Origin of the sequence: Noviherbaspirillum humi (genome assembly GCF_900188095.1) — a bacterium.
Taxonomy (GTDB): domain Bacteria; phylum Pseudomonadota; class Gammaproteobacteria; order Burkholderiales; family Burkholderiaceae_D; genus Noviherbaspirillum; species Noviherbaspirillum humi.
Genome location: NZ_FZOT01000031.1, coordinates 1 through 17908, shown reverse-complemented (window position 1 = coordinate 17908; position 17908 = coordinate 1). Strand labels below are relative to the sequence as shown.

General features: G+C 57.9%; 14 protein-coding genes. 6 read left to right on the top strand and 8 right to left on the bottom strand.

The features are described from left to right. The first annotated feature begins 367 nt into the window (after positions 1-367). Positions 368-2290: a PAS domain-containing hybrid sensor histidine kinase/response regulator gene (locus CHB88_RS23540; RefSeq protein WP_089401805.1), complete on the top strand. Its 1923-nt coding sequence runs from the start codon at positions 368-370 to the stop codon at positions 2288-2290. Between the two features lie 103 nt (positions 2291-2393). On the opposite strand, the gene CHB88_RS23535 is transcribed toward CHB88_RS23540, so the two are convergent. From CHB88_RS23535 to CHB88_RS23515, 6 genes are all read right to left on the bottom strand, one after another. Further along, entirely contained in the window at positions 2394-3365 is a 972-nt protein-coding gene (locus tag CHB88_RS23535) for a GlxA family transcriptional regulator (protein WP_217900225.1), read from the bottom strand. A 64-nt stretch (positions 3366-3429) separates the two neighbouring features. Then, positions 3430-3855, bottom strand: coding sequence for a VOC family protein (locus CHB88_RS23530; RefSeq protein WP_089401803.1), 426 nt, complete (start codon positions 3853-3855; stop codon positions 3430-3432). Positions 3856-3862: 7 nt separating this feature from the next. Next, positions 3863-4138 (bottom strand): DUF4242 domain-containing protein, encoded by a 276-nt coding sequence (locus CHB88_RS23525; protein ID WP_089401802.1) that lies wholly within the window; start codon positions 4136-4138, stop codon positions 3863-3865. A gap of 680 nt (positions 4139-4818) precedes the next feature. Continuing rightward, complete coding sequence (locus tag CHB88_RS23520) at positions 4819-4998, bottom strand: hypothetical protein (RefSeq protein WP_342745561.1); 180 nt, start codon at positions 4996-4998, stop codon at positions 4819-4821. Positions 4999-5134: 136 nt separating this feature from the next. Next, positions 5135-5305 (bottom strand): GNAT family protein, encoded by a 171-nt coding sequence (locus CHB88_RS25345; protein WP_176442633.1) that lies wholly within the window; start codon positions 5303-5305, stop codon positions 5135-5137. A gap of 337 nt (positions 5306-5642) precedes the next feature. Further along, positions 5643-7238, bottom strand: a complete 1596-nt coding sequence (locus CHB88_RS23515; RefSeq protein ID WP_089401800.1) for an EAL domain-containing protein — start codon at positions 7236-7238, stop codon at positions 5643-5645. Positions 7239-7667: 429 nt separating this feature from the next. On the opposite strand from CHB88_RS23515, the gene CHB88_RS23510 reads away from it, so the two are divergent. After that, positions 7668-7925 (top strand): hypothetical protein, encoded by a 258-nt coding sequence (locus CHB88_RS23510; protein WP_089401799.1) that lies wholly within the window; start codon positions 7668-7670, stop codon positions 7923-7925. A 216-nt stretch (positions 7926-8141) separates the two neighbouring features. On the opposite strand, the gene CHB88_RS23505 is transcribed toward CHB88_RS23510, so the two are convergent. Continuing rightward, the gene (locus tag CHB88_RS23505) at positions 8142-10109 is read right to left on the bottom strand and encodes a hybrid sensor histidine kinase/response regulator (RefSeq protein WP_143131462.1); all 1968 of its coding nucleotides are present in this window, start codon (positions 10107-10109) and stop codon (positions 8142-8144) included. A gap of 19 nt (positions 10110-10128) precedes the next feature. Continuing rightward, entirely contained in the window at positions 10129-10977 is an 849-nt protein-coding gene (locus CHB88_RS23500) for an alpha/beta fold hydrolase (protein WP_089401797.1), read from the bottom strand. A gap of 509 nt (positions 10978-11486) precedes the next feature. Between CHB88_RS23500 and CHB88_RS23495 the strand changes: the two genes are divergently transcribed. The 4 genes from CHB88_RS23495 (at position 11487) to CHB88_RS23475 (ending at position 16895) form a co-directional block, all read left to right on the top strand. Continuing rightward, positions 11487-12992 (top strand): ATPase domain-containing protein, encoded by a 1506-nt coding sequence (locus CHB88_RS23495; RefSeq protein WP_089401796.1) that lies wholly within the window; start codon positions 11487-11489, stop codon positions 12990-12992. Then, positions 12989-14515 carry a hybrid sensor histidine kinase/response regulator gene (locus CHB88_RS23490; protein ID WP_245845221.1) on the top strand — a complete coding sequence of 509 codons (1527 nt, stop codon included), beginning with the start codon at positions 12989-12991 and terminating at the stop codon, positions 14513-14515. Before CHB88_RS23495 ends, CHB88_RS23490 begins: the two co-directional genes overlap by 4 nt. 184 nt (positions 14516-14699) lie before the next feature. Further along, the gene (locus CHB88_RS23485; protein WP_089401795.1) at positions 14700-15308 is read left to right on the top strand and encodes a class I SAM-dependent DNA methyltransferase; all 609 of its coding nucleotides are present in this window, start codon (positions 14700-14702) and stop codon (positions 15306-15308) included. A 1176-nt stretch (positions 15309-16484) separates the two neighbouring features. Next, positions 16485-16895, top strand: coding sequence for a hypothetical protein (locus CHB88_RS23475; protein WP_089401793.1), 411 nt, complete (start codon positions 16485-16487; stop codon positions 16893-16895). Positions 16896-17908: the final 1013 nt, after the last annotated feature.

Below are 17908 nucleotides of genomic sequence, written 5' to 3'. Positions count from 1 at the left end.
CTGGCCGCCCGGTGGTCTGACCGTCAAAGAAAACCCGGGAAAGCTTGTTTCCAGAGAGATCCATGAATCGGCACGATCCAAACGATATTCATCCGCAGATGATGCAGCTATCGATGCCAGGCAGCGGCTGCCAGAAAGGGGCCCGCTTGAGGCAACCTTAGGTGTTGGCTTTGACTGCTGCAGGATCTGAAAATGCCTTGTGCGAGCGACGGCCTGTTGCTCGGCGAAAGTGGCTGGAGTTGAATGGCGGCTTTGGGCCGATAGCGCCATATCGGCTTAGGCGCACTTCGGCCAAAAGCAGTTATCGCCGTCAGCCGGTATAGTGTAATTCTGATTTGAGAACATTCCTGGCGCAGCGAAAAGAAACATGCTTTCCTCATCTCTATACGAGTCGGTTTTCAATAGTTCGACGATAGGCAATGCTTTACTGTCGCCAACGCCAGAAGCGACGATTCTTGCTGTCAACGACGCTTTTCTTAAGGGGTCCTCTCGACGGCGAGAAGAATTGATTGGAGTAAGTGTGTTCAAGGCGTTTCCTGGAAACCCGGATGATCGTGAAGACACTGGTGAAATGGCGTTACGCAATTCGCTTGTCCGTGTCCTTGAAACGCGCAAGCCTGATTCCTTGCCAGCACAACGCTATCCCATTCGCATTGCACTTCCCGACGGCGAGGAAAACTATGAGGAGCGGTTTTGGAGTGCTGTAAACACGCCTGTTTTTGACCAAGATGGCGAAATCGTTTGCATCTCGCATACCGCCACCGATGTCACCGAACAAGAGCGGGCTGTGACTGCGTTACGTGAAAGCGAGAAGCGGTTCCGCGCACTGACTAATGCGGCGGCAGATGTTGTGTACCGCATGAATCCAGATTGGACGCAGCTACATCAGCTCCAAGGACATGGCTTCTTGAAGGATACCGTTGAGCCGGATCACTCCTGGCTGGAGGAATATATCCCGCCCGAGGATCAGGAACTGGTGAAGAAAGGCATGCACAAGGCTATCCGCGACAGGACGATTTACGAACTGGAGCACCGGGTGCGCCGGGTCGATGGCACTTATGGCTGGGCGCTTTCCAGAGCCGTGCCGATGTTCGATGCCGCCGGAGAGATCTACGAATGGATCGGAGCTGCTAGCGACATTACCGAACGCAAACAAGTCGAGGAGAAGCTGAAGGATGCTAACCGGCACAAGGACGAATTTTTAGCAATGCTGGCTCATGAACTGCGCAATCCCCTCGCGCCGATCGGGGCGGCGGCGGAGCTGTTGCAAATGGCGAGCGTGGATGAGGCGCGTGTGCGGCAAACCAGCCAGATCATCGGCCGCCAAGTTTCGCACATGTCCCACCTGATCGACGACTTGCTTGATGTGTCGCGCGTCACCAGAGGTTTGGTTACGCTGGAGAAGGCGCCGCTGGACATCAGGCATATTCTCATGGATGCCGTGGAACAGGTAACACCGCTGATTCGGGCTCGGGGACACCATCTTGCATTGCATTTGCCGCCGAATACCACCATGGTGACGGGCGACAAGAAGCGGCTGGTGCAAGTTATTGCAAACCTCCTCAACAATGCAGCCAAATATACGCAGGAGCACGGCAACATTGAGTTGCGAGCCGACGTGCAGGCATCGCGCGTTCTCATCGCGGTCATCGATAACGGCATCGGCATGGCGCCCGAGGTGGCGGCACGCGCATTCGATCTATTTAGCCAAGCAGAGCGCACATCGGACCGAGCCTCTGGAGGGCTTGGACTTGGCCTGGCGCTTGTTAAAAGCCTGGTCGAACTGCACGGCGGAACCGTCACCTGCGAGAGTCGAGGAATTGGCAAGGGCAGCCGGTTCATGGTGTGCCTGCCGCTTTCAAGTGTTCGGGGAGATCGTGACCGGCCTCATGAGACTGACAGTGACAATCAACTGATGTCGAATTCCTTGCGTGTCATGGTGGTCGATGACAACGTTGACGCGGCAGCAATGCTGGCCATGTTGCTGGAGGCGTCAGGCCATCAAGTAGTAGTGGAGCATCGACCAGGCCGGGCGCTTGAGCGGGCGCGGAAAGCGCCTCCACAGATTTTCCTGCTCGATATTGGGTTGCCTGACATGGATGGGAATGCGTTAGCCCAACGCCTGCGCGCTCAGCCTGAAACCGCTCATTCCGTGCTGGTCGCCATCACCGGATACGGTCAGGAGAGAGACCGCGAGAAGGCTTTTGCTGCCGGTTTTGATCATCATCTGGTTAAGCCGATTGATACGAAAGAGCTCTATAAGATACTGGCCAAAATTAACAAAGCTTGACCTCCGGTTCGGGCTTACTCAAGTTCGAGCTTGCTCATCAAGTGTCACCACAAAATCGGGCGGCAAGATTAGCTGCAATTCACCAAGGCGGTGAGAACGCCGGTCAATCGCGACAGAGCACGTCCACCGGGCCGAACTGCCGCCGATACTCGGCCGGCGTCATGCCAGTGTGACGCTTGAACAGTTCACGGAAGTGGGACAGATCCTGATAGCCCACCTTCATGCAGATGCGCTGGATCGACGGCCCGCTCGACTCCAGCAATCCTTTCGCCTCAGCGATCCGTAGCGCCTGCAAATAGGCGCCCGGCATCTGACCGGTCGCGGCCTTGAAGCGCCGGATGAAATTGCGCGTGCCCATGGCGGCGCGGCCGGCCAAGGCATCGATTGTCAGCGCTTCATGGTAATGCTCATGCATGTAAGCTTCGATTTCGCGCACCTTGTCATCGGCATGCGGCCGTCCTGCAAGCGGGCCGAAGTAGGCCGATTGGTGCATGCGGGGCATGCCAAGCAGCAGCGACTTCGCGCATTGCAGAGCGATTTCGCGGCCGGCGAACTTCTCGACGAGATAGAGGCTGAGATCCAGCGCCGAGTACACGCCGCCACTGCAGAACAGTCGGCCGTCCTCGGTGATGAGCCGCTCCGGACACCAGCGCACCCTGGGGTAACGCGCCCGCATGTCCTCCACCAGCGCCCAGTGCGTGGTTGCCATGCGGTTGTCGAGCAGACCCGTTTCGGCAAGATACGTTGCGCCGGAGCACAGACCGGCCAGTGCGCTGCCGCCTTCGTACATGTCCCGCATCCAGCGCACTAGCCGCGGATCGAGTCCGGAGCCATACACGTCGCCGCTCGGCACCAGCACGAGGTCGGAGCGCTCGACCTGGTGGATCGCCGCGTCCGGCACGACGGAATACGCGCCGACCCCGGCGACAGGCTTGCCGTCGATCGAAACCATCCTCACGCTGAAGCGCGGTGCTTCGCCCTGGCCGTGCAGATGGTTCCAAAGGCGACCAGCGGAGTGGAAGATGTCGATGGGCGCCGCGGAGAGCGACGCATATCCGCTGTCGAGCAGCAGCACCGTGACCTGGATCGGTCTCGCTTCGCGGCCAGCGGGCGGCTGGTCGCCGAAGGAATTACCGGAACTAGGCATCATACGGCCCCCCATCAAGCGCTTGCCAGACGCCCAGCTGCGCACCCACTGCATCGAGAATGACAGCTATACGCGCCATGCCCTCGACGTCGAAGGGCTGCACCAGCAGCTCGCCGCCGAGCGCCAGCGCCTTGGCGACGACGGCGTCGACATCGGCCACCCGCACGTAGGGCAGCCAGTGCGACGGCGTGCCCGCCTGCATGCGTTCCGCGCTCAGCTGGTAGATCGAGCCGAACGCGTCGCCGAGATTGCGCAGCTCGGTGAAGCCGCCCCCGTTGGCGCTGCGCGCCGTCGCCTGCCAGCCGAACAGCGCACGGTAGAACTTGGACGCCGACCCGAGATCGGCGGCCGCCAGGTCTATCCAGCAGACCCGCCCGACGGCCGCACCGGCCGCGCATTGCGTCGGGTCGTTGTCCATGGCCACCTCAGTTGTGTGCCGTTTCCGGATTCAGCACGCTCGAGACCTCGCTGATCTTGTTGGCGGGAAAGCCGCTCAGGCGCGCATGCTCCCGGATCACGTCTTCATTCTCCGCCATGTAGACACAAAACGTCTTGTCGGCCACGACATAGGAATGCAGCCACGCGACCTTGCCCTGGAGCTTGTTCAGGGCCTCGTTGGAGGTTTGAGCGGCGGCTTGCCGCTGGCCCGCATCGAGGGCGTCGACACCGGGGATATTGCGTTCGATGATATAGCGCTTCATGATGTTTCTCCACTTGGGTTGAAGGAGATACCACTATCGCGCAAAGCCTGTGCGCCGACGAGACGGCATTTTTGACTTTGACGATAGGGATTTCTGCCGTGGTTCCGCATCATCCGTGCTGGCATGCGTTGCGATGGCTGAGGCCCGTGCCGGAAAGAATCGGGATCGTGGAATCATGATCCGCCACCCGCCGGACTTGCCGCCTTCACGGCCGGTGTGCAACTGCCCGGCATGGAGTCCTCATTCTTTCGCCCGGCCGGCCCGGCGCTCGCGCCGCATGTGCACGGGGGGCGACGTAATTGCGCTTTGTGCGGCAGCAAGGACGCCCAGCACCCGGTTGCCATAGTCAGTTCACCGTGCTGGCAAGCGGGGTGAACCCCAGGAGAGTTTTTTCGAACCGTCCGTCCTGGCCGAGATGCTCACCGCGATGGGTTTTAGCAGCTACTACGTCTGGGCCCCGGACGAACTGGACCAGCGCTACCTGGCGAAACGCTCCGATGGGTTGCACATCGAAGCGACGCCAACGCGTCTGGCGCTGGCAATCGTGCGACTTGGGAGGCGACTCTCATCTTGCGACGCACTGATTAACTGTTGCCTTACCTCGATGGGCACAGGTCTCGAACGACCGCAATCGGGAATTGCTGCCGCATCGCTGGAGGTCGGCCGGCCATTGTTTGTCATCATGGGATGCTCAAGTCCAAACCGAGCATCCTGGCAACGGCGAAGGTGACGAGCCCCAGGCCCAGGAGCGATAGCACGAAGACTGCGGCCACCTTGCCGCCCGCGCGCAGCACCGCGCGCTTGTCCATCTCCCTCTCCTTTTGTCCTTGATCGTAATGCCACTTGATGGCGAAGAACATGCCCGCGCCTAGCACGAGAACCTTGAACGTAGCGAAGACTATCGGAATCCATTCCATGTTTTTTGAGTATTTCCGGGCTATTGCTTGACACTGCCTATCCTGAGCAGCACTACCTCAAAACGCTGCTTCAGCAGCTTCATTCCTTGTTCAAACCATTGAAGCCGATTGCCTGGGCATTTTGCTCATTAATAGTGGTTGTCAGTTTTAGACGAAGTGAAAGTCCATGAAGAACGAGGTCGGAACCGAGTCCCGTCATGTGTATGGCGCAGGTGACGTGCTTTATCAAACCAATATGGTCGAGTGCCATCCTGCGTTCCGGAACAGCCGGTAGGGCAAGGCCCCAGGCATTCTGTTTGAATCTTTGGTTACATTTACTTATGAATTGAGAATGGCTTCAGAAGAAAGAGGAGAAAACGCAAGCGACTGCCATGCAAGGGCAGGTGTTGCACGTTCTGAGGCATTCTACTTAAAGGCAACTTACATACACTGAGACAAACTGTCCCAGTTGAAAACAATGCAAGTTGAAAATTCGCCATCTTCAACGACTGTCTCATTTGCTTGCGCGGCGACTCGAGTCGTTCGGTGCTGCTGTGATTTAACTGCCCGGGAAACACGGTGCTTCATTCTGGGCGCTTACCGGTGGATCAACTCACTCGCGAATCTGCCTGGTGGTTCGCCATGGGCATTGACTTCTCGAGACCTTCAAGCAGTTGGGAAAATGGCATCGGCTTTCCAAATAACCAGCCTTGTCCGAACCGTACTCCCTGCTCATAGAGAAATTGAGCTTGTAATTCCGTCTCTACTCCTTCGGCAATCATTTCAATATTAAGCGCCTTGGCCATTTCAATAATATGGAGGACCACCCCGCTGGTCGCCGCATCGGTGTTTACCGTATCGACGAATGACTTATCAATCTTCAGGTAATCAAACCTGATCCGCTCCAGGTACGCCAAGCTTGAATAGCCTGTACCAAAATCGTCAATCGCAACCGGAAACCCTTCCTGTCTCATCTGCTTGATTACGGTCGCTGCCCGACTATGATCGGTAAAGCTGCGCTCCGTTGCCTCGACGATGATATTGTTTCGGCCAGCGCCAGTGGCTGCAGCGAGTTCGCGAAACATCAACACGGTCGCTTCATCATGAATATCGGCCGCCGCCACATTGATCCCGACGTGGAATCCTGGATAGCGCCGAAAAAGATCACCGGCTTCCGAAGCGAATTGCTTGGCAACGTACTGGCTGATCTGTTGAATTAGGCCGCACGCTTCCGCCACAGGAATAAAAATGTCGGGCGGTACGACTTCACCCGTTGTCCGACGCCAGCGGATAAGCGCTTCGGCTCCGATCCAGCGACCCGTCGCAAGCTCGACCAAGGGTTGGTATTCAAGAAAAAACTCCCGCTGCTTCAACGCGCTCTTGATTACGGCTGGCATGGCCGTCCGCGTCTTGGCAATGCGAAAGACTGACCAAGCCAGCAGCAGGCTCGCCAGAATACCGACTGGAATCGTTATCAGCGAAGTTGAATAGATGCGCTTGTCCAATTCCCTGGTCGGAACGGCACTTATTGCGCCGATGTAGTATCGCTTGGGCGCCGCGATTGCCACAACATAGCCGTTGGAAATGAACGTCTTGGACTTTCCATCAATCGCGGCCAACCAGGCGGGATTGATGGCCCCACGTCCTGTTACGATCTGGGCCTCGGGGTAGGTGACTGTCGCCAACGATACGCCGTCCACATCGGTTGTCGCGTCGATCGGCAAATCCTTATGAACGATGGCCACGTATCCGTCACGCTCCACGGCGAGAAATTCCGCGTTCCGGGCGAAGGGAAACTGGACATTCAGCCAAAGTCGCACGCCGCTCGCTCTTACCATGTCGGCTGGACCCAAATCAACGCTGCCTGTTTCCACGCCAAGAGAAGAGCAAACGATTTGATTGCCGGCAATATGGCCCATTGCCTGAATATAGCTCGACGAAAGGTCGATTTCTTTCATCAGCTCCTGATTGCTTGTTGAGCATGGATTGCTCGCCCCTGAGGCAACAAGCCGTTTGATGCCGACATCGATCTGGTTGGTCACCGCTTCGGATCTTGCTAAAACGTCCAAAGCATAGGAAAGGGCGCGATTCTCCTCATTACGAAGGGCTTCCCGTTGGGTGACGTATGCTGACAGAACGACCGGCGCTAACAAACCGACTACCGCTGCAAAGGTATTCACAACCAAGAGTGGCGTGATTTTCATGACCAATACAAACCAGAAGTTGCATAACCAAAATTTGGGGGATCGGCCACTATACCATCGGGCTGGGCGGGATTTTCCCGAAATGCCACGCTTGCTGGACTGGCTTTTTCACACGACCTTACTGTGGCCGAGCTTCGGGTAGCAAGGAATGGCTGCTTAAGGTCGACAACGCCGTGTCTGCTTCAACGCAGTTCAGCCGAGTGTGTTGAAAAAGCGGTTGTGCAACACGCGTAAAGTATTGAGACCCTGGGATTGAATCGTTTGCTGAATCTTTCGACAAAAATGGAGCCGAAACCAGGCCTGGAGAGAATTAATCGCAGCTTTCCGATTGCGGCTAGATAGTGCGGGCGGATTTTTCAACACGCTCGGCCAGAAGCGGACTTTGAGACATAATGTTAAACGTCATATAGCTGATATTGCCCTCGCCAAATGACCATCAAAAGCATCGAGGATGCCTCTGGAATGAATTGCATTGACGTGACGAGCCATCCCGACGGGCAGTTCACCTTCAAGGTGTTCCGAAAAGATCCGGAGGACCAGGGGCGTTGGACGCTTGCCTCAGATTATTCCGGACTCCGGTTCGAAACAGAGGATCAAGCTTTCCATGCCGCTGCCGCGCGAATTCCATGGTTGGCAGAATTGCTCGCTTCAACACCGGCTGCTCCGCGTAACGAACTCAACGACTGAAGCAGTTGGCAGCCTGCGTATTTTTGCAAACTCGAATGCGGTTCCAGTCCAGCCTATAGTCGGCTGCGCACGCGATACGCAAAGCATTGGACAAGGTCAACGCGCCATGGTCATGCAGCGCAAGACACATCGACGGGTGCTGTTCGAGAACTGCGCGCTGTGCAACTCCCTCTCGGACATCACACTTACCGAGGATGGGTACTGAACAAAACTTTTTCAGGCTCGAAGCAGGCGGGCCACCTGCCGGGTGAAATCGTCCAACCGGAACGGCTTGAGCATGATATCAATGCCGGTTTCATGCAGGCCCTTCCCGATATCGACCTTGTTCGCGTACCCGGTAATGAACAGTATCTTGAGCGCCGGCCGCAATGCCCGCGCTGCTTCAGCCAACTGTTTCCCATTCATGCTGCCTGGCAATCCGACATCACAGACAAGCAAGTCGATTACCGGCGACGATTTCAGCAACTCCAAGCCAGCCGTGCCGTTTTCCGCCTGCAGCACTGCATGACCCTGGCTGGTCAGTAGTTCGGCGAGCAAGCTGCGCAGAGCGGCTTCATCGTCGACAAGCAGCACCGTGGCTTCCGCCGTTGGGCACGCCACGCCGGTCGTCTCCATGGACTGCTGCGTGTCCACAGCAACTTCACCCACATGACGGGGTAGATAAAGACTGATCGTCGTTCCAACCCTGAGTGTCGAGTCGATGCGCACTGCGCCACCGGACTGCTTGATGAAACCCTGGATCATCGACAATCCCAGGCCGGTGCCCTGTCCAATGGGTTTGGTCGTGAAAAACGGATCGAACGCCCGTTCCATGACTTCGCGGGGCATGCCGCTGCCGGTATCGGCCACGCTGATCATGATGAAGTCGCCGGGCGGCACCTGCAGCAGGCCAGCCTGTTCCATATCCAGCGAGACATTTCGCGCGGCAATCGCCAGCGTGCCCCCCTCCGGCATTGCGTCGCGCGCATTGATGGCCAGATTCAGCAAGGCACGTTCGAACTGGTTGCGATCGCAAAGCACCGGATGCAGGTCGTCGGGCAAGGTAATCCGCACCTCGATGCTCGAACCGACGCTCTGCTCGATCAGCCCGCGCATGAAGCCAATGGGCTGGCGCAGATCAGTTGGTTTCGGGGCTAACGCTTGCTGCCGCGAGAAGGTGAGCAGTTGCTGCACCATCGCGGTCGCCCGGTCGGCGACGGCTTCGGCCGCGTCAATGTGGCGCCGCATTTCGTCGATCTGCCCTTGCTGCAGCCGAATCCGCATCAACTCCAGATTGCCGGCAATTCCCGCCAGCATATTGTTGAAGTCATGCGCAATGCCGCCCGTCAACTGGCCGATTGCTTCCATTTTCTTGGCCTGATGCAAGGCCTCCTCCAGGCGCTGCACTGCCTGCGCGCGTTGCCTTTCTTCCGTCACATCGCGCCCGATCATGTGGAGCAGGGCGCTGTCCGGAACGACATCCCATGCGATCCACCGATCACTCCCATTCTTGTGCCGATGCCGCACCACGGCACCATGGATGGCTTCGCCAGCGGCCAGTCGGTCCATGTTCCGCAGGAAAACCGAGTGATCCTCCGAATGCAGCAAATCGGCGTAGGACAACGCCGCCAGATCGTCGGGCGTCCACCCCAGCACCGTCGTAAAGGCCGGATTGACGCTGAGGAAGCGGCCGTCGATCGTCCCCACGGCCAGAATGTCTTGTGAAAGATTCCAAAGACGGTCCCGCTCCTTGGTGCGCGCGGCAAGCAACTCTTGCAGGTGCTGGTTCAGGCGGCGCACGTCAACTTCGGCGGCCTCCGCCCGGCGGCGCGCCAGCAGCAATTCCTGTTCATAGGCGCGCCTGCTGCGCGCGTCCAGCAAAGTGGTGCGGATCAGCAGCGGCGTGCCGTCGGCAGCGCGCTTCAGGCTTGAATTGAGCAGCATCGGCAGCCGCTGGCCAGTAGCGCAGGTCACCTCAAAGGCCAGTTCCTTGACCTGCTCCTGCATCAGCAGCAGCGGAGCGAAATGGGTGTCGTAATAAATCCTTCCCGCAATCGGCAGCAGTTCCTGGAACCGCTTGTGTCCGAGCAGGTTTTCGCGGCGGTAGCCAGTCCATTCGAGGAAAGTGGCATTGGCCTTGACGATGGTGCCATCTGGCAGGGTTGAGAGATATCCACACGGCGCATGTTCGTACAGGTCGTGCACATCCTCATCCAGCAATCCATCAGGCAGCTTGTTGATGGTGACCTCTTCCCGTGGTGGATGGTGGCAGATACCGGGCGATCGACTCGATAGTTTCGTCGGGTGCGCTCAGGTTCGGACAGTGTCCCGTCGCCTTCATCAGCACCAGTGTGCTGTTCGCAAGTTGGCGGTGCAGGTATTCGCCGACGGCCTGTGGCGCGATCACATCCGCGGAGCACTGCAGGATGAGGGACGGTACGGTCAGTTTATCCAGGTCGGCGCGGTGGTCCGACAGGAAAGTCGTGCGCGCAAAGTGCTTGGCGATCTCGGGGTCAGTGCGGCAGAAGCTGTTTTCCAGTTCCGATGCCAGGCTGGGCCGGTCCGGGTTGCCCATGATGGCGGGTGCCATCGCGCTGGACCAGCCCAGATAATTGCCATCCATGAACTCGAGCAGCTCTTCGATGTTGGCCCGCTCGAATCCCCCGATGTAATCACCGTCATTGATGTAACAAGGAGAAGGTCCAACCAGGATCAACCTGCTGAACATTTCCGGCGCTTCAATGGCAGCCAGGATGCCAATCAAGGCGCTGACCGAGTGGCCGACGAAGATGATGTCGCGTCCGCCAGCCAGCCGGCAGATGTCCAACACATCTTTCGCGTAGCCGTGCAGAGTGCCGTACTTGACTGGATCGAACTGCGAAAGGTCCGAATGACCAGCGCCCACGTGATCGAAGAGCACGACCTTGTAGCCTTCCAGGAACGCCGGGATGACGTAACGCCACATGTTCTGGTCGCAACCGAAGCCATGGGCGAACACCATTACTTGACTGCCTTGGCCCAATATCGTCACGTTATTTCTTTGGGCGATAAAGGGTGCCGTATTTTCTTCCATGAATCTTGGCTGTGAGTATTATGTTTATATGATCGGCGAACGTCGTCATATGACGGCATAGTATGCCAGATTCCCCCTCGCTGAGCCGCCCCAGCGCAATTTCAAAAGTCAAGCCGAGGACTCGGCGTGAATAAGGTGACGCAAGCGTCCTTGCCAGTGGCTACGAGGGGATTGATGGAGCCTGAGCGCTTAAGCCCAGCGGGCGTAACGGACTTTCATGAGGCGCCGATCGGAACCAACCCTTGAATGTCGAACAGGTGCTCTTTTTCGCAGCATTGCAGACGACTGATGGCCGCCGGAGCGGACGCTAATCTAAAGATCCATCAAAGCAGAGACTGCTTGACGGTGTTATTTGCAGTCGGACGCAGACCCGTGTTAACCCATGGACGCGAACCATCAGCGCTCTTACGAGTAGAATGCAGGTACTTCGCGTCAATCGCCTCATGTTCCACGAGCCGGGGGTTGCCTTTCATCCATAACATCAAGCAGTCGCAACCTTCGGGATTCTCATGGTTACCACACAAAATGCGTCCAGCAACGCCTTCATATCCACCGGGATCCCTGGACTCGACAACATCCTTGGCGGTGGCCTAACCAAGGAACGACTCTATCTCCTGGAAGGCGATCCTGGCGCAGGCAAGACGACCATGGCACTGCAGTTCCTGATCGAAGGCGCCAGGCAAGGGGAGCCGGTTCTCTACATTACCTTGGCCGAGAATGACATCGAGCTGCGCTCCGTCGCGCAAGCCCACGGTCTTTCGATGACGGGCGTCACGGTGCATGAAGTCATTCCCGAGGAAAGCATCCTGGATCCGGACGAGCAATATACCGTTCTGCATCCGTCCGAAGTGGAACTGAGCGAGACCAACAGCCGGATTCTGGAAATGATCGAGCGGCTTAACCCGGCACGGGTGGTGCTGGATTCTCTCTCGGAGCTGCAGCTGCTGTCCGGCAGTTCGCTGCGATACCGGCGCCATGTGCTGGCGCTGAAGCAGTATTTCGCAAAGCGGTCCTGCACTGCCTTGCTTCTTGACGACAAGACTGCCATCGGCGGCGATCAGCAGGTACGAAGCATCGCCCATGGCGTCATATCGCTCCGCCACCATGAGTCGGATTACGGTGCGGATAGACGCGTGGTGAGAGTCCTCAAGTATCGCGGCATCGCCTTTCGGCGCGGGCCGCATGACTATTCGATCGTCACGGGAGGGATCATCGTTTATCCCCGGCTCGTTGCCGCGGAGTCGAGGGCGCTCGTCAAGCGCTTGCAGCTGTCGAGCGGTCTGCCCGCATTCGACTTGCTGCTTGGCGGTGGCATTGAAGAAGGCTCGAGCACCCTGATTTCCGGTCCTCCGGGGACCGGCAAGTCCAGCCTGGCGATGCAGTTCGTGCAGGCGGCGCTGAGACGTGGCAGTCGGGCGGCATTGTTCCTGTTCGAGGAATCCTACAACTCCTTGCTCAACCGAAGCGAGGGCATCGGCATGGACCTGCACTCGCACTACGCTTCAGGACAGCTGTTCGTGCATCAAATCGATCCCGCGGAGCTGTCGCCCGGGGAGTTCACCCACGCGGTATGCAGCGCGGCGGATGCAGGCGCCAAGGTCATCGTGATCGACAGTCTGAACGGATACATGAACGCAATGCCGGGCGCGGAATTCCTCAATACACATTTGCATGAAGTGCTGACCTACCTGGAGCAGCGTGGCGTGGTGACCTTCGTCATCGGCGTCCAGGCGGGCATGGTCGGCGTCATGACGACCGGCGCGGATGTGAGCTACATGGCAGATAACGTACTGATCCTGCGTTATTTCGAAGCGCGCGGAGCGGTCGAGAAAGCGATATCGGTGTTCAAGAAGCGCGGCAGCGCGCATGAGACCACCTTGCGGCAGTTCCGCATCACCTCCACCGGACTTGAAGTAGGGGCCGTGCTGAAAGACTTCCAGGGGGTGCTGACGGGCGTGCCCACCCTGGTGGATGCGAGCGGCCGGGATGGCGGCGAGCCGCTCAGCCGGACTTGACGCTTCTCGCCATGTCATTCGTGGAACGTCGAGTACTGGTATATACGCCCACCGGCAAGGATGGGATGCTGATTGCGAAGTTGCTGGAGCGCGCCGATATAGAACGCCAGGTATGCCGAGCCGCCAGCGAAGTGATCGAAGAACTGGAGCGGGGCGCCGGTTGCATCCTGATCGCGGATGATGCGCTGACGAAGGAATTCATGAAGGCGGTCACGCCGCTGCTCAAGGAGCAGCCGACCTGGTCGGACCTGCCCATTCTCGTCTTGAGCAAGCGCGGGCTGAATTCATCCGAGATGCGAAGCATCTATCTCGAACTCGGAAATGTGACGCTTCTCGAACGACCGGTGCAGGGCGTCACCCTTGTCATGGCGGTGATCTCGGCGCTGCGCGGTCGCAGCCGTCAATACGAAATGCGCGAGATCGATCGTCGCAAGGATGAATTCCTGGCGATGCTGGCCCATGAACTGCGCAATCCCCTGGCGCCGATCGGGGCGGCGTCCGATCTGCTTCGGGTGGCGCAGTTCGATCCCATCCGCATTCAGCAAACCAGTGAAATCATTGCCCGGCAGGTCAAGCACATGACCAGCCTGATCGACGACTTGCTCGATGCCTCGCGGGTATCACGCGGGCTGGTCAAGCTGGAGCGATCCCAGGTCGACGCGAGGCAACTGGTGAGCAGTGCGGTTGAACAGGCACGTCCGCTCATCGATGCGCGCCGTCATCGGCTGACGGTACGGACGCCGCCCGAGGCGGCCATGATCCATGGTGATCAGAAACGCCTCATCCAGGTCATCTCCAATCTCTTGAACAACGCGTCGAAATACTCTCCCGAAGGCAGCAACATCATGCTTTCGTTGGACGTAGAACTTGACAAAGTGATCATCAGTGTCGCAGATGACGGCATCGGCATGGCTCAAGCGACGATCGACCATGTCTTTGAAATGTTCACCCAAGCGGAGCGGACCTCAGACCGCTCGCAGGGCGGCCTGGGGATCGGCCTGGCCCTGGTCAAGAGCCTGGTGGAACAGCATGACGGCACCGTGTCTGCATCCAGTCCTGGCATCGGAAAAGGCAGCCAGTTCGCGGTCCATCTTCCGCGCTTGACGAAGCCGCAGGCGCACGACGTGCCGGACAAACTGGTCAGCGCGGCTGCGGCTGTGACAGGCTTGCGCATGCTCGTGGTGGATGACAATGTCGATGCCGCGCACATGCTGTCGCTGCTGCTCGACGCCATGGGCCACGAAACCATGGTGGAGCACACCGCAAAAAGTGCACTGGAACGCGCGCGCAAGGAGATGCCTGAAGTCTGCCTGCTCGATATCGGTCTTCCTGATTTGGATGGGAATGACCTGGCGAAGCAACTTCGGGCGCAGCCGGAAACGGCGCATTCCATCCTGGTTGCGATCACCGGGTATGGGCAGGAACAGGATAGGAAAAAGACGGCAGAGTCCGGGTTCGACCATCACCTGGTCAAGCCGGTGAACATGGAAGACCTGCTCCGCGTCATGTCGGAGTTGCCATGATGACGCCGGGGTTTGTGGGAAGCAGAACCACCCTCGTTCGCGCTCCTGCCCGCTTGACGTTGTAGCTCATCAGGAAGGCCGGTACGGTTGCGCAATCCGGTGGCATGGCGGCGTAGGGTCGGCAAGCCTCACCCTCTATGTCGGCAATGCGATTCCCTTCCACATTCTGGCCAAGGAGCTTGAGATGAAACATTCCAGCATCGCCCTTGCCTACGATGAACTGGCCGATCGGTGGCGGGACGATCAGTTCAGTCGTACCGATGGCGTTCACCAGCACAACCGCGCGCTGGGATTTCTCGCTGAAGGAACCAGCGGATGGGCGCTCAATGTCGGCTGCGGATGCAATACGCGGTTCAATTCGATCATGCGTGAACACGGACTGGAGATCGAGGGAGTTGATATCTCCGAGCGGATGGTTGCATTGGCCAGAGCGGCGGATCCAGCCGTCACGGTGCATCATGCCGACGTCTGCGGATGGCAGCCCCGGCGAACCTATCGCTTTATCTCCGCGCGGGACAGCCTCTGGCATATCCCGCTAGAACAGCAACGTTCGGTGATGATCAAGCTTATGTCTGCGCTGGTTCCCGGAGGTGTGTTTATCTTCTCAGCGGGAGGGCTTGACGAAGCCCAGGAGCATGTCGACTCAGCGATGTGGCCGCGTGTTTACTACAGCACCCTTGGCATACCGGGCCTGCTTGATGTCATACGGGACACGGACTGTGTATGTAGGCACCTCGAGTTGGATCAGCGTCCTCAGAATCACCTCTTCATCATCGTTCAACGAGCCCCCTGACGAAACGCTGCGACAGCAGATCTCGTCATCACTGCTTCGTCCGTTCGGCACGGAGTCTCGTTAGGCTGACATACGGCAGTGTTTAATTCACTTTCAGGATGACTGGTCCGAGCAGGCAGCAAGGAAAGTCGGCTGGCGCCGGCCAACCCAATGTAAACGCAAAGCAGGGACTGCACGTCATGCGGCCAGTCTTGGTGCCAAGGTTATCCCCAGAAAATGTGGACCAGCCTGTGGAAAACGTGGTGACAGGTAAGTTAACTCATTGAGTGGCATCGGCTTAATGAGTTTGGATCCACAGGTGTCGCCGACTGGTGGTCTGGCCTTCGCAGGATTTTTGGTCGCTGGCCGACACGCTAGCCTACTGAACATCAAATTCCACGACTTGGACCGCGAAATATGCGTCGCCTTCAGCATATGGACTGCACACTCCTGACCTGTGTCGCGGCGCACGAACCGCGGGACAGTCTTCGCATACAAGAAGCGCTGACGCTCTATCTCGGCGCCCGCAGTTCAAAACCGCTGACGAGGAAGATGCGCCAGCAAGCGCAGGAGCGGAAGAACTGCGAGTCGCCTCATGTGCCGACTTCCGTGCCGAACGCCTAGCAGGGACGTCGACTACGCGGCAGCCATCGGCTTGATTGGCGTGGGACCGCTTTTTGACGTCTGCTACTGCGGCATGAGCCGATCAGGCCCGCGCCAGAGTGCCTGCGTCCGCAAGGCCAGTGCAACGGAGCGGTTCTACTGGTCACCCTGGCTTTTCATGCAGCGTCCCCTCCAGGGGAATAAAGGATGGCGAAGGATACGCCGGCGGAAACGCCTATCGGGGCTGCGTTGGCAATGGCAAAGCTGTCAATTCCAGTGACGCCATTTTCGCGACTTGGCGTCTCCGTCAGGCTGCGGTGCTGTGGTTCCCGATTGGTGCCGCCGCGCCTTGAGAGCGTCGCAGCCTAGTACCAGAAACCTCGGCTTGCGACGTAAAAACCTGCGCCCGAGCGAAAAAGGGGGGCACTTCATAACCTGCCTGCCCTGAAATCAAGTTTGTGCGGCCTCAAACAATTTCCATATTGCATCTTAGCTTGGCTTTATATGCACTACATTACGGTGAATTAAAGCTAAACAGGCAACGAGGTTTTAAAGACAGCAAGCATATTTGGGTGTTTCTTGAACAGGAGCGCTATGCAAACAAGTATCGAATTGACTGTGCAAACCTACGTTTCATGGGAAGATCAAAAACACGACATCGATGTTTTTGCCGATTGGCTCAAGATCAATACGCCAGACTTTTTCATATTGCCGCCGGTGACCATCCTGACATTGGACGGTCATGAGAAGCTGGTTTTCGTCATGCGCAAACAAGACATGGTGATCGGCATCTTCGAATCCCCCTCGCAAGCCTTGCATGCGCTGGGCGAAGTCAGGCGGTCCTTTCACGCCTTTCGTCACCACGGCGGTGCTGCGTCAATGTGCCCTGCCAGCGCGTCAACCGCACGCAATGGCAAAAACGGTTTGTCACAACAAAGAGCGGCTTCCAAGTCCAGCCATCGTAAAAATAGCCGTGGTCGCCAGCGCGAATTGGTGACGCCCTAGGAACTCGATCGACGCTGACTAAAAAGTCGCAAGGCGCGCTGCAACTTCTTTTTCCTTAAGTCATGTCGGGTTTCCCTGGCGGACTCGGCATCCTGCTTGGCACGATTGGTTTACTGAGGGTAGCCTCAGTATTGGTGCCCAATCCCGAGCATCCCTTCGTGAGACAAGCATTCGCGTTTCGTTTCACTGTCCGCATCCATGCCGGCCGTGGAGCGATCCCTTCTGATTGAACGGCCATGTGCCTCAAACGAACCTAAACGCTCGGGCGCTTGCTTTGCTGTTTGGAGCGATACCACGCAGCTCCTGTCGAGCGGCTCATTTTTCGCAAAGAAGTTGGCGGCATGCTGACAGCAGCGGTTTTCCAGATCAGCTTTGTCACGGCGCCGGACTTTATGCGGCGGAAGAGAATCTGCTGATTTGGCTCAAGGCCGGTAAGGAAGTTGCGATGACAACCTGTGATTTGCGGTCACGCGCCCTAGAGTGGAAAAACCGTTTTGACCGACGGTTTTCAATGACGCGGAGACAATCATGTCTAAATACCTTGCTGCTGTATTGCTTGCTGGCCTGCTCGGGGGCTGCGCCGGCATGGGTTCCTCCTTTAATGGAAGCTCGCCGATGACGATGAACTACGCTGCCTGAGGCGGCGTTGCTGCCTGCGTGCGCCATGCACAGGGTGTACGAGCGGGTGTCAGGCACCGCGTTTTTTATTGTTGACGGCAACGCTTGCTCGAAACTCGTGGCGCCGGTTTCCCATCAGTGCCGTGCTGCTGCCATATGGGGAGCCGAACGAGAAAAACCGCAAGCTCCTGTGGCTTTTGCATCGGGGTTCTGAGCAGGCTCCCGCAGGAGCCTGAGCGGCATTACAGCGCGATGCCGGCGTTGGCCCATTGCGAGGGGCTGACGTCGAGCTTCGGCATCACGAAGCCGGCGCCGATCACGCCGACGTTGTTCAGCGCGTCGACCTGCACGTTCTGCAGCTGCTGGATGTTCTGGGCGATGTTGATGTTCACATC